At 71.6% G+C, this 12,651-nt stretch carries 12 protein-coding genes and 1 pseudogene; 5 read left to right on the top strand and 8 right to left on the bottom strand.

The features are described from left to right. The first annotated feature begins 18 nt into the window (after positions 1–18). Positions 19–396 (top strand): phage holin family protein, encoded by a 378-nt coding sequence (locus KIK05_RS06715; protein ID WP_214409666.1) that lies wholly within the window; start codon positions 19–21, stop codon positions 394–396. A 41-nt stretch (positions 397–437) separates the two neighbouring features. On the opposite strand, the gene KIK05_RS06710 is transcribed toward KIK05_RS06715, so the two are convergent. Beyond that, entirely contained in the window at positions 438–1,397 is a 960-nt protein-coding gene (locus KIK05_RS06710; protein ID WP_214409665.1) for a LacI family DNA-binding transcriptional regulator, read from the bottom strand. Between the two features lie 228 nt (positions 1,398–1,625). On the opposite strand from KIK05_RS06710, the gene KIK05_RS06705 reads away from it, so the two are divergent. Next, on the top strand, positions 1,626–2,525 hold the full coding sequence (locus KIK05_RS06705; RefSeq protein ID WP_214409664.1) for an amidohydrolase family protein: 900 nt from the start codon (positions 1,626–1,628) through the stop codon (positions 2,523–2,525). Continuing rightward, positions 2,522–3,031, top strand: a complete 510-nt coding sequence (locus KIK05_RS06700; protein ID WP_214409663.1) for a cysteine dioxygenase — start codon at positions 2,522–2,524, stop codon at positions 3,029–3,031. Before KIK05_RS06705 ends, KIK05_RS06700 begins: the two co-directional genes overlap by 4 nt. A 3-nt stretch (positions 3,032–3,034) precedes the next feature. Here KIK05_RS06700 and KIK05_RS06695 read toward each other — a convergent pair whose 3' ends face one another. The 5 genes and pseudogenes from KIK05_RS06695 to KIK05_RS06675 all read right to left on the bottom strand — a co-directional run bounded on the left by KIK05_RS06695 (position 3,035) and on the right by KIK05_RS06675 (position 8,979). Continuing rightward, complete coding sequence (locus KIK05_RS06695; protein WP_308249782.1) at positions 3,035–4,342, bottom strand: glycerophosphodiester phosphodiesterase; 1,308 nt, start codon at positions 4,340–4,342, stop codon at positions 3,035–3,037. A gap of 74 nt (positions 4,343–4,416) precedes the next feature. Then, a complete protein-coding gene (locus tag KIK05_RS06690) occupies positions 4,417–5,646 on the bottom strand; it encodes a CynX/NimT family MFS transporter (RefSeq protein ID WP_250562315.1) in 1,230 nt (409 codons plus the stop codon). Positions 5,647–5,665: 19 nt separating this feature from the next. Beyond that, positions 5,666–7,129, bottom strand: a complete 1,464-nt coding sequence (locus tag KIK05_RS06685) for a benzaldehyde dehydrogenase (protein ID WP_372455569.1) — start codon at positions 7,127–7,129, stop codon at positions 5,666–5,668. A 214-nt stretch (positions 7,130–7,343) separates the two neighbouring features. Next, positions 7,344–7,988: pseudogene (locus KIK05_RS06680) on the bottom strand (response regulator); the annotation flags it as partial. A 421-nt stretch (positions 7,989–8,409) separates the two neighbouring features. Continuing rightward, the gene (locus KIK05_RS06675) at positions 8,410–8,979 is read right to left on the bottom strand and encodes a hypothetical protein (protein ID WP_214409661.1); all 570 of its coding nucleotides are present in this window, start codon (positions 8,977–8,979) and stop codon (positions 8,410–8,412) included. Positions 8,980–9,457: 478 nt separating this feature from the next. Between KIK05_RS06675 and KIK05_RS06670 the strand changes: the two genes are divergently transcribed. Further along, positions 9,458–10,495 carry a LacI family DNA-binding transcriptional regulator gene (locus tag KIK05_RS06670; protein WP_372455568.1) on the top strand — a complete coding sequence of 346 codons (1,038 nt, stop codon included), beginning with the start codon at positions 9,458–9,460 and terminating at the stop codon, positions 10,493–10,495. Between the two features lie 44 nt (positions 10,496–10,539). Here KIK05_RS06670 and KIK05_RS06665 read toward each other — a convergent pair whose 3' ends face one another. Together KIK05_RS06665 and KIK05_RS06660 are read right to left on the bottom strand one after the other, a co-directional pair. Continuing rightward, positions 10,540–10,785, bottom strand: a complete 246-nt coding sequence (locus KIK05_RS06665; protein ID WP_214409660.1) for a DUF6289 family protein — start codon at positions 10,783–10,785, stop codon at positions 10,540–10,542. A 68-nt stretch (positions 10,786–10,853) separates the two neighbouring features. Next, entirely contained in the window at positions 10,854–11,087 is a 234-nt protein-coding gene (locus KIK05_RS06660; protein ID WP_214409659.1) for a DUF6289 family protein, read from the bottom strand. A 526-nt stretch (positions 11,088–11,613) separates the two neighbouring features. Here KIK05_RS06660 and KIK05_RS06655 point away from each other — a divergent pair. Continuing rightward, a complete protein-coding gene (locus KIK05_RS06655; RefSeq protein WP_214409658.1) occupies positions 11,614–12,585 on the top strand; it encodes a zinc-binding dehydrogenase in 972 nt (323 codons plus the stop codon). Positions 12,586–12,651: the final 66 nt, after the last annotated feature.

The following is a 12,651-nucleotide window of genomic DNA, read 5'->3' as shown; positions in this document are numbered from 1 at the left end:
CATGCCACCATCGGGAACGTGAAGATCATTATCAAGATCCTTATCGTGGCCGGCGCCCTCTGGGCCGCCACGAAACTCATTCCCGGGATCACCGTGTCCGGGGGCACCTCGGTGCGGACCGCCGGCACCCTCATCGCGGTGGCCTTCATCTTCGGCGTGGTGAACGCCGTCCTGAAGCCCATCATCAAGACGTTCGGCTGCGCGTTCTACGTTCTCACCCTGGGGCTGTTCGCCCTGGTCGTGAACGCCCTGCTCCTGCTGCTGACGAGCTGGATCGCCGAGAAGCTCGACCTGCCGTTCCACGTGAGCGGCTTCTGGGCCGCCTTCCTCGGCGCGATCCTCGTCGGCGTGATCACCTGGATCCTCGACATGCTCCTCGGCCTGAACGAGGACTGAGCACTTCATCAGGGGGGACGACTCGACGGGCGGGGCAACGGTCAGGCGACCGAGCCCCGCTCGCGTAGTTCCGGGGCCTGGATGATGCGGCGCCTGCGGTTCTGGCCGTCGGCCGCCGCGACCACCAGGCGGACGGCGGCCCGCACGATGCCGTCCAGATCCCAGTTCACGGTGGTCAGGCCGGGAGTGAGCAGGCCCGACATCGGGTGGTCGTCGTAGCCCATGATCGAGATCTCGCCGGGCACGCTCAGCCCGAGCTCGGCCGCCGCGGCGTACACGCCGTAGGCGATGGAGTCGGAGAAGCAGAACACCGCGCTCGGCCGCACCCCCGTGGCGAGCATCTCGCGCGCCGTCTCGGTGGTGGCGGCCAGGCCGTGCGGGGCGGTCACGACGTCGATGTCGAGCCCGAGGCGCTCGGCCTCGGCGGTGACGTGGACGTCGGCGGGACGGTCGGGCGTGCTCGGCCGCGTGGGCGTCAGGACGGCGACGTGGCGGTGTCCCCTGCGCAGGAGGTACTCCAGGGCGAGCGTGACCCCCCTGCGGTTGTCGAAGACGACCTCGCCGGCGGTCTGCGCGTCGACCAGGGCGTCGCCGATGGCGACCAGCGGCAACGTCTCGGCGAGCTGGGGCCAGAACGGCGCGGCGGGGTCGACGGGCTGCACGATCAGGCCGTCCACACGCTGGTCGCGCAGCTGCCGGGCGAGCGTGCTCTCTCGCGCGGGGTCGCCCGCCGCGTCGAGGATCAGCGCGTAGCGGTCCTTGTCGCGCAGGGCGCGGCCGATGCCGACCGCGAGCGACTGCTGCCATAGATCTTCGAGGGAGCCGCACAGCAGCCCGATCATCCCGGTACGCCCGCTGGCGAGGGCGCGCGCGATCGGGTCGGCCTCGTATCCGAGCTCGGCGGCGGCCTGGCGTACACGCTCGATGGTCTCCTCCGAGACCTGCATGCCGCGCAGCGCGTATGAGACGGCCGCCGGAGACAGCCCTGTCGCCTGCGCCACCTCTCGGATCGTCGCCCGCTTGCGTGGGTGAGAACGCGACACCAGGCCAGCTTATGCGCAATCAGCGACCGGGGCGGGGAGGCGATCGCGAACCGCTCTTGACGGCGAAGCAGGTGAAGCGTTTCACTGAAACGTATCACTGAAACGCTTCACCGCATGTCCCCAGGCATTGCCGACAAACTCGATAGGAATTATGGGGTAGTATGCGTGGCGAGAAGGAGGTGACCTTTGCGGATCGACGTTCACCAGCACATCTGGACGTCCGGATTCGTCGCCGCACTACGCGCGCGCCACATCCCGCCGTTCCTCGACGGCTGGACCCTGCACCTCGACGGCGAGGCGCCCTACCAGGTGAACCCCGCCGACCACGACCTCGGCCACCGCGTCGCGTTCAACCGCCACCACGGCATCGACCTCGCCCTGGTGTCGCTGTCCAGCCCGCTCGGCGTGGAGCACCTGCCGCCCGCCGAGGCCTGGCCGCTGCTCGACGCCTACCACGACGGCGCGCTGCGGCTGCCCGGCTCGTTCCGGGCGTGGGCGTCCACCTGCGTGTCCGACATCGACCCCGAGCGCACCGCCAAGGTGCTCGACGCCGGCTTCGCCGGGCTCCAGCTACCCGCCACCGCCCTGCTCGGCTCCGCCGATCTCGCTCGCGTCGCCCCCCTGCTCGACCTGCTGGAAGAGCGCGGACTCCCCCTGTTCGTGCACCCCGGCCCGGCCCCCGCCGCGGAGACCCCCGGCTGGTGGGCCGCCGTCGTCCCGTACGTCCAGCAGATGCACGCCGCCTGGTACGCCTTCCGGGCCTTCGGCCGTCCCCGCCACCCGCGCCTGCGCGTCTGTTTCACCGCCCTGGCCGGCCTCGCCCCGCTGCACACCGAGCGCTACATCGCCCGCGGCGGGGAGAACCGCGGCGTCGTCGACCCCGACGCCTTCCTGGAGACCTCGTCGTACGGCCACCAGGCCATCGACGCGATCACCCGCGCGGTCGGGGTCGAGGTCGTCGTCCTCGGCTCGGACGCCCCCTACGCCACACCCGCGCGCACCCTGCTCGGCGAGGCCGCCGAGCAGCAGATCTCCCACACCAATCCCCTGCGTCTGCTCGACATGGAAGGAGCCGTGCCCAGATGAGCTGGGAATCATTGCCCGACCGATTCCTCGACAAGCGTGAACTGCGCCAACTCGTCGAAGATCTCGCGGGACGGCCGGACCTGTGGTCCCACCACGTCACCTTCGGCGACAGCGGCGAGGCGCGCCACTACGCCTCGCTGTATCGCGACTCGTTCGTCGACATCTGGGTGATCTGCTGGCGCCCGGAGGACGACACCGGCTTCCACGACCACGACGTGTCCTCCGGCGCGGTGCGGGTCGTGGCGGGCACGCTGAAGGAGTCCAACCCCCGCATCGGCGGCGCCCACCTGGAGACGCTGGTGTCGGAGGGCGAGGCGCTGTCGTTCGGCCCCGAGCACATCCACCGCATCAACGGGTACTCCGAGCAGAGCGTGTCGATCCACGCCTACTCTCCCCCGCTGTGGCGTCTCGGGCAGTACACCATCAGCGACGACGGCGTCATGCGGCGCACCTCGGTCAGCTACGCCGACGAACTCCGCCCGATGGACACCGAAGCGCTGGTCTGACGGTCACTCGTCGTCGCCCTCGGTCGTCCCGCCGGTCACCACCTCGTGCGTCTCGCCGTCCGCCTCCGCGTCCGTCTCCTCGGCCTCGCCGGCCTCGTCGCCCGTGCCGGCCGTGTCGCCGGGCTCGGCGTCGCTCCCGGCGACCGCGTCGCGGACGCGGGCGGCGACACCGGGGTCATCGGCGAACACGCCGTCGACGTCCAGCCCGTACAGCCTCCGCAGCCAGCCCTCCACATCGCCGTGCGCCCGCTCGTACCCCGGCTCCCGCGGGTCCCCCACCCGGAAGTCGGCCGGAAGGTTGACGTTCTCCGGGCGCACGGTCCACACGTGGACGGTCAGGCCGGCGTCGTGGGCGTCCTCGACGAGCGAGGTGGGTTCGCGCAGCGTGCCGTGCTTGTCCTGGGGCAGGACCAGGCGGGTCGGCACGCCGATCCCGTCGGCGTACGTCGCGATCTCGCGCAGGCCCTCGGGTGTCGCCAGGTCGCGGTAGGTGCGCCGGTCGCCCGCGGCGGCGAGGTCGCGCGGCGCGCCTTTCGCCTCCAGCAGCTGCACCAGCCGAATGTGCGTCCTGGCGCGCAGCGCCCGCAGGTTGGCCGTCTCGAACGACTGGATGTAGACCGGGTCGGTCTTCTCGCGCCAGCCGTACTTGTCCAGGGTGGCCAGCATGGGCTCCTCCAGGGGAAGCCCGATGGAGGCGAAGTAGCTCGAATGCTTGGTCTCGGCGTAGACGCCCACCCCTGACCGCTTGGCGAGGGCCACCACCTCGTCGAACGTCGCGATCGGCGCGAGACGGTCGTACGCCGAGCTCTCGGGACGCAGCCGGGGCCGCCGTTCCACCGCCCGCAGGGTGAGCAGCTCCGCGAGGGTGAAGTCCTCGGTGAACCAGCCGGTCACCGTCTTCCCGTCGATCACCTTGGTGGTGCGGCGCGAGGCGAACTCCTTGTGTCGGGCGACATCGGTGGTGCGCGAGATCTCGTTCTCGTGCCGGGCGACGAGCACATGGTCCTTGGTGGACACCAGGTCCGGCTCGATGTAGTTCGCCCCCATCTCGATCGCCTTCTCGTAGGAGAGCAGGGTGTGCTCGGGACGGTACGCGCAGGCGCCCCGGTGCCCGATCACGATGGGATCCGTTCCGGGCTCGCGGCCGTGCGCCCCTCCCGTTCCCGCCCAGGTACGAAGCGCCGGGCCCTGCTCCGCGCGCAGCGCCGCCGCGGGGACCGGACGAACCTCCGTCCGTGGGTGGGAGACGGGGACCGCGCCGCCGGACATGAGGGACACGACACCGGCCACGAGCCACGGAATGATGATCACGCTCGATGTTAGGCCTGGTGGGAGGGCCTCCATCCACCCGACACGCGGAACCCTACGTCCCTGGGAAGATCGCCCTAAGCGGGGCCGCCGGCCGCCGGCCTGCCGGCGAGCACCCCGGCGGCGAGCTGCAGCCCGCAGGTCGCCAGTCCGGCGGCCAAGGGCAGCGTCCAGCCACCGGAGAGCTGGTGGAGCAGGCCGATGAGGAACGGACCGAGGGCGGCGAGCAGGTAGCCGGACGACTGGGCCACCGCCGACAGCGCGGTCACCGAGGCCGGGTCCGGGGCCCGCAGGGCGATGATCAGGAGCGCCAGCGCGATGGACGCCCCCTGGCCGAGCCCCAGCACGATCATCCACAGCCAGGGCAGCGTGGCCGGGGCGAGCAGCACGCCGAGGTACCCCGCCACGGTGAGCAGCACCGCCGCGACCACGTGCGGCACCTGCGAGCGGGTACGGCCCGCGTGCACGGGCACGGTCAGCGTCGCGGCGATCTGCGAGAGGTTGGTCAGGGCGAGCAGGTAGCCGGCGTCGTCGGCCGGGAGCCCCGCGTCGCGGAAGATCGTCGGCAGCCAGGCCAGCATGATGTAGAAGGTGAGCGACTGCAGACCCATGAAGGCCATGACGTACCAGGTCACGGGCCTGCGCAACAGCGCGGCGTACGGCCGGGGCGCGCCGCCGTTCCCCGCCCGGCCCCGGCCGGTGAAGGCCTGCCGCGCCCACAGCAGGGCCGCCGCGACCGCGAGCACGGCGGCCGACCCGGCCGCCGTCCGCCAGCCGTACCTCTCCTCGATCGGCACCATCAGCGCCGACGCCGACGCCGCGCCGGCCACCAGCCCGGAGGTGTACACGGCCGTGAAAAGGCCGACCCGGTCGGGGAAGTGCTGCTTCACCACGCCCGGCATGACGACGTTCATGATCGCGATGGCCGTGCCGGCGACCGCCGCCCCGGCGTAGAGGGCGAGCACGTCGCCCGAGCTGCGCAGGACGACCCCCGCCGCCAGGACGATCAGCCCGACCAGCAGCGTGCGGTCGAGACCGAGGCGAGTCGCCAGCGCGGGGGCCACGGGGGCGAGCAGGCCGAGGCAGACCACCATGACCGTGGTGATCGCCCCGCCCGCCGCCGGGGCCAGCCCGAGATCGCTCATGATCTCGTTCAGCAGCGGCGACACCCCCGCGAGGGCGGGCCGCAGGTTGAGGGAGGCGAGCACGAACCCCGCGACCAGCAGGACCCCGGCCCGGCCACGGGACGACAGGATCCCCGGCCGGGCCTTCTCGTCGGGCTCCGGTGCCGCGGCTGAGTCCGTCATGCCTTCCTTTCCAGGCGGGTCAGAAGGGGTACCGGGCGATGTCGCCCTGCATGGTCACCCACTGCGTCTCGGTGAACGCCTCGATGTTGGCCCGCGTGCCGCCGAACCTGGACCCCGTGCCGGAGGCACCCAGGCCACCGAACGGGGCGACCGCCTCGTCGTCCACGGTCTGATCGTTGATGTGCACGATACCGGTGGGCACGAGATCGGCGAGGGCGAGGCCCTTCATGGCGTCCCGGGTGAGGATGCCGAGCGACAGGCCGTACTCGCTGTCGGCCGCCAGTGCCGCCGCCTCCTCCAGCGACGAGAACGGCATGACCGGCGCGACCGGGCCGAAGACCTCCTCGGCGTACGCGGGCGTGGCGGTCGTCACGTCGGTGAGCACCGTCGGGCGGTAGAACAGGCCCTCGTAGGTGCCGCCGGCGGCCAGCCGGGCGCCGCCGTCGACGCTCGCGGTGACGAGCCCGTGGACCTTGTCCCGCTGGCCGGCGTCGATGAGCGGGCCGAGCGCGACCTCCTGGGTCGCCGGGTCGCCGACCGGCATGGCGTCCGCCTTGGCGGCGAGCCGCTCGACGTACTCGTCCTTGATCGAGGAGTGCACCAGGTGCCGTCCGGTGGTCATGCAGATCTGCCCCTGGTGGAAGTACGCCCCCCAGGCGCCGGCGGAGACGGCGAGGTCGAGGTCGGCGTCGTCGAGGACGACCAGCGCGGAGTTGCCGCCGAGCTCCAGGTGGGCCCGCTTGAGATGACGGGCGGCGAGTTCCCCGACCTTGCGGCCGGCGGCCGTGGAGCCGGTGAAGGAGATCACGCGGACCCTGGGGTCGGTGACCAGGGCCTGGCCGGTGCCGGGGCCGCCGGGCAGCATGTGGAGGAGCCCGGCGGGCAGGCCAGCCTCCTCGAAGACCCGGGCGATCGCGACGCCGCCGCAGACGGCGGTACGAGGGTCGGGCTTGAACACCACGGCGTTGCCGAGGGCGAGGGCCGGGGCGACCGACCTGATCGCGAGGATCAGCGGCGCGTTGAACGGCGAGATGACGCCCACCACCCCGACCGGCACGCGGCGAGCCAGGCTGAGGCGGCTCTTGGCGGTCGGCAGGATCTCGCCGGGCGGCTGGGAGGCCAGCGCCGCGGCCTCGTAGCACTCCTGGGCCGCGACGTGGGTCTCGAATCCGGCCTTGCCGGGGATGGACCCCGACTCGCGGATGAGCCACTTCTGGATGTCGGCGGCGTGGTCCTCGAACAGCCGTCCGGCTCTGCGCAGCACCCCCGCCCGGTCCTCGAAGGACGCGGCCGCCCACTCGCGCTGCGCCTTGACGGCCTCGGCCACGGCGGCGGCGACGTCGGCGGGCCCGGCGACCCCGGCCCTGCCGATCTCGGCACCGGTCGCGGGCTCGACCACGGGCGCGTCACCGGCCTGGGACGTCACCCAGCCCCTGCCCCCGAAGACCGACCCGGACCAGATCTTGGGATCGAGAAAATCCACGACGAGCTCCCTCATACGGCGCCGGGCGAACCATCCTCGACAAGCCTACCTGCGCCGTTCGCATGGTGAACTTTCGTTCTACAGAAGAACACACTGACTGCCAAGCTACGCGGGCACGACAAACCGGTCAATGTATCGGCGCCGCGCCGGCGGGACGGTGAACGGCGGAACCGGTGCCGGGATACGGGGCCGGCGCGGCGAGCGCACCGCCCTGACCGGCGTCCCGTACCAGCAGGGCGATCTGAACCCGGTTGGCCAGCCCGAGTTTGGCGAGTGAGCGGCTCACGTGGGCCTTGACGGTGGTCTCCGTCAGGTCGAGTTCACGGGCGATCTCGGCGTTGGACAGCCCCCGGGCCACGGCCTCCACGACGTCCCGCTCGCGCCCGGTCAGGACGGCCAGGCGTCGACGGGCGACCTGGGCGTCCGCGCCGTCGTCGACGGCTCCGGCGAACGCGTCGATCAGGCGCCTGGTCACCGCCGGCGCCAGGATGGCGCTCCCGTCCGCCACCGCCCGGACGGCGGCGATCAGATCGCGGGGCGCGGTGTCCTTCAGCAGGAATCCCGCGGCCTTCGCGCGAAGGGCGCCGTAGACGTACTCGTCGAGGTCGAATGTGGTCAACATGACCACCTTGGGCGGGTCCGGCGACCGGTTGATCTCCCTGAGCGCCGCCACGCCGTCCATCCGTGGCATCTGCACGTCCATCAGCACCACGTGCGGCCAGTACGCGGCGACGGCGGTGACGGCCTCCGCGCCGTTCTCCGCCTCCGCGACCACCTCGATGTCGCCGGCCGCCTCCAGGATCATGCGCAGCCCCGTCCGTACCAGGGCCTCGTCGTCGACGATGAGAACGCGGATCATGCCGGTAGTCAGCGGCGCGCCCCCGAGCGAGGAATCGACTCCCACACCGGGCTGGGGCACGATCGCGAGAAGACTCGTGACCAGCGTGAAGACCGCCAGGTGAAGGGGCCGCCGGTAGGTGGTCGCCGCGACGTAGGAGGCCACGGAGAGCAGGAACCACGGAGCCCGCACGACGGCGTCGGCCGCCGCGACCACGAAGAGCGGCCACCGCCGTCCCGGGGCCGTGCGCGCCGCCCCCGCGGCCAGGAGGCCCACCACGGCACCCTGGACGTACCAGGGGACCGAGGCGAGCGCCGGCAGGAAGGGTGAGCCGGCGTCCGGCAGGAACGCGGCGCAGAAGGCGGCGGCGGGTAACGCCCAGCGCGCCACCCGGTCACGCACCCCTGCCACCCTCACAGATCAGCCTGGACACCGCGGGCCCTCACCAGCTGAGCAGCCGCAGCGGCCCGCGCTCGGCGGCGGCCGGCGACTCGGTGCGCAGCTCGGGTACGGCATCGCGCAGCACCCGGACCCCGAGCGGCACGAGCACCAGGCACAGGCTCACATAGCAGGGGACGTCGGACAGCGGGCTCTCCTTCAGCACGCCCACCCACAGCGTTCCCGCCAGGAGGAAGAGCAGGAGACGTCCAGAGCCGAACGTCCCCGACCGGAAGGCTCCGATGCCGAGCAGCAGCATCCCGAGATACTGACAGGCCGACGCCGTCACCGGGACCCGCCACGGCCCGTAGGAGATGTCGACGTACGTGGACATCACGAACTCCGTCGCCCGCCGCAGGCCCTGCGCCTCGACCAGCTGGAAGGCCGTCTGCTCGACCCCTGTGAAGTAAAGGCGCGCGAACAGGCTCACGACGACCAGGGTGCCTCCCCAGAACGCGAGACGGGGCGAGCGGGCCGCGACGACCCGCGCGAGCGTGACGACGGCCGGGAACAGCAGGAGGGCCGCGGCGGCGAAGCAGGCGTACGCGGCGGTGACCAGTGCGGGGTTCGCCACGTAGGCGGCCAGCTGTTGCGGGGCCGCGAACTCCTGCCGAACTCCTCCAGTTGCTCCGGGGTGAAGATGCCCGAGTGCGGGGCCAGGTACCGCAGGAACAGCGCCACCGCCCATACGACGGGCCCGAGGACCAGGGCCGCGCCGCCGATGAGCCGTCCGGGGAACCAGACGTCGCCGGGCACCGGGGCCGCTGTCCGCCACCTGGCGGCTGATGTGGGTGTCATGGCCAGTGAGACTGCACCGGCCGGGGCCGGACGGCATCGTTCGATCGGCGGCGTGAGCCGTCTCTTTAGTAGGAGGGCACCGGTGACGCGTCGCTCCGCCGCAGGCCGTACCGTTGGACGGGGGCCGGCGTGAGGACGCCGCGCCAGGGTGGAGGAACAGCCGGCAAGGGCGGGCGAACCGGGCGAGGTCCGCCCGCTGGGGGACGATGGGTGACAACGTTGTCACACCCACTGAAATGCGGGATGATTCCACCGTGGCAGCAGAGACCAGACGCGGGCGGCCGACCATGAACGACGTCGCCGCCACGGCCGGGGTCGCGCTGAAGACGGTGTCCCGCGTGGTGAACGACGAGCCCGGCGTGAACGCCGCGACCGCCGCACGCGTCCGGCAGGCGATCGAGCTCCTCGGTTACCGCCGCAACGACGGCGCCCGGGTGCTACGACGGGGTCGCACGGCCAGCATCGGCCTGGTGATCGAGGACGTCGCCGACCCCTTCTACTCCGGCCTGAGCCGGGCGGTCGAGGACATCGCCCTCCGCAACGGCTGCCTCGTCCTCAGCGGTTCCTCCGGTGAGGATCCTCAGCGCGAGCGCGAGCTGGTCCTGGCCTTCTGCGCGCGCAGGGTCGACGGCCTGGTCATCGTGCCCGCCGGGTCCGACCACGCGTACCTCACACCCGAGCTGAACGCCGGCATCCGCGCGGTCTTCGCCGACCGCCCCACCGGGCCGGGGCTCGACGTCGACACCGTGCTGTGCGACAACATCGGCGGCGCCCGCACGGGGGTCGCCCATCTCATCGCCCACGGGCACCGCCGCATCGGGTACCTGGGCGACAGCGCCGCGATCTTCACGGCCGGCGAGCGCCTGCAGGGCTACCGCGAGGCGCTGGAGGACGCCGACCTGCCGTACGACGAGTCGCTGGTCACCATGGGTCCGCCCGAGCACGACCGGCTCCACGCCGACCTCCAGGCACTGCTGGCCCTGCAGGACCCGCCCACCGCGCTGTTCACCGGCAACGGACGCACCACGGTCGCCACCCTGCGTGCCCTGGCCACCCTCTCCCCCGGGTTCGCGGGCGACCAGATCGCCCTGGTGGGCTTCGACGACTTCGAACTGGCCGATCTCCTCACCCCCGCGATCACCGTGATCGCGCAGGACCCCGCGAGGCTCGGCCGTACGGCCGCTGAGCTGCTGTTCCGCCGCCTGGCCGGCGAGAGCGGCCCGGCCGAACGCGTGCAGATCCCCACCCGTCTCATCCCCCGGGGCTCCGGCGAGCTCCCGCCGCGCGGCTGACTCCGGCAGGGCCGCCGGTGTACGGCCCTGCCGGAAGATCTCTGTTATGAGCAGCGGGTGCTGGAGAAGGTGACGTAGCGGCTCCGTTCACCCCAGGTGTAGCTCGAGCCGTCGCACTCCTGGGTGATGGCGCCGATGATCGTTGTGTGGGCGGAGCTGTCCCAGAAGTAGGTGGCACACGTGTAGCCCAGCCCGCAGGCGGGAAGCGCCGGAGCGGCCTGCGCTCCGGCAGGGACGGCGACGATCGCGGCGGCGGCCAGTGCGGCGACGCCTACCAAACGACGGATCATGGCTGGTCCTTTCGGGGGGTCGACCAGGACAGGAGAGCCTTCCGGGCCTTCCTGCGGGGGACGTTCGGTCAGCAGGGGGTTTCGACGAATTCCGGGTAGCCGCTGCGGCTGCCCGACCAGGTGACGTTCCCGGCGCAGTCTTCGTACTTGGTGCCCACGATGCTGGTGTGCGAGGAGTCGGAGTAGTACGTGGTGACGCACCGGTAGTCGAGCTGGCACGCCCTGGCGGAGGCGGTGCCGGCGGGGATGACGACGAAGGCAGCGGCGGCCAGGGCCGTTGCGGCGAGTACCCGACGGATCATGGGCGGTCCTCCTGTGCACGATCAGGCGAAACGGGCCGTCCTGCTGGACGGACGACCCAGCCGATGATCGAAATGATCCGTCCCTCGAAATGGAAACACAAGGGGCACTCATCTTTATGACAAGAAGCAAGGTGGTCAGTTAATCCGATGGAATTATCACCGATTGTCGCCAATTGGTTACGCCCTTTTGTGACTACTTGTCGTGAATCAGCGTTATTACGCCGTTCTCGCAGGAAAGCCGCCGAATCGCCGGATCCGGCGAGCACTACAGGATCCGTCACCTCGCCCTGGCCGCGCCCATTTCTTAATCGCTTCCCGGAAACCCGGTAATCGCGGACGAACCATCACGCCTCATATTGCGGATGCAACAAAATGCATGATTTGGACGATCACCTTCGGATCACGGGCACCCTCTACGAGATCCCGCGGCCGCGCGGCCGGGTGACCGGATTGACCTCAACTGGACTTGAGGTTTCAGACTGCTTCACGGACATGCCGGACAGCGTGCGGAAAAGGAGGGGTCGACATGCGAGTGGCAGAAGTGACCCGGTTCGGAGGGCCTGAGGTGCTCGTCACGAAGGAGGTGCCCGACCTGCGAGCCGGGGCCGGTGAGGTGGTCGTCGGGGTGGCCGCGGCCGACACCCTCAACGTGGAGACGAAGATCCGTGCGGGCTGGGGACGCGAGTACTTCAGCCACGAACCGCCGTACGTCCCCGGCGGGGCGGTGGGCGGACGGGTCCTGTCGGTCGGCGACGGCGTGGACGCGGCCTGGGTCGGTCGTACGGTGGTCGCCCACACCGGGGCTGCCGGCGGCTACGCCGAGCAGGCTCTCGTGCCGGTGGAGGCGCTGATCCCGGTGCCGGACGGGCTGGGGGTGCCCGAGGCGACGTCCCTCATGCACGACGCCGTGACGGGCCTCGCCGTGTTCGACGCGGCCGAGGTCAAGCCGGGCGAATGGGTGCTGGTCACCGCCGCGGCCGGCGGCATGGGCGTCCTGCTGGTGCAGATGGCGCGGGCGGCGGGCGCCCACGTCGCGGCGGCGGCACGGGGCGAGCGGAAGCTCGCGCTCGCCCGCGAACTGGGCGCCGAGGTCGCGGTCGACTACACCGAGCCCGGCTGGGCCGAGCGGGTGCGCGAGGCGACCGGCGGCACGGGTCCGCAGGTCGTCTTCGAGGGTGCGGGCGGCGAGATCGGCCGGGCCGCGTTCGAGATCACCGCGCGAGGTGGCCGGATCTCCGCGCACGGCGCCTCCAGCGGCGGCTTCGCCCCCATCGACCCGGAGGAGGCGGAACGGCGCGGGATCTCGGTGCGAGGGATCCAGCACGTCCAGCTCACCCCCGCCGACCACAAGAGGCTCGCCGAGCGCGCCGTGACCGAGGCGGCGGCGGGCCGGATCCGGCCGGTGATCGGCAGGACGTTCCCCCTGGAGCAGGCGGCCGAGGCCCACGCCGCGATCGAGTCCCGCGAGATCCTCGGCAAGACCTTGCTGCTGGTCTGAGACGGGAGCAGCGGGGCGGTCCGCTCCGGGACGGGTTCACGCTCGGGACGTCTCGCCGGCGGGGCG

Origin of the sequence: Sphaerisporangium fuscum, from assembly GCF_018531465.1 — a bacterium.
Taxonomy (GTDB): Bacteria; Actinomycetota; Actinomycetes; order Streptosporangiales; family Streptosporangiaceae; genus Sphaerisporangium; species Sphaerisporangium fuscum.
This window is presented reverse-complemented; position numbering and strand designations above follow the sequence as displayed.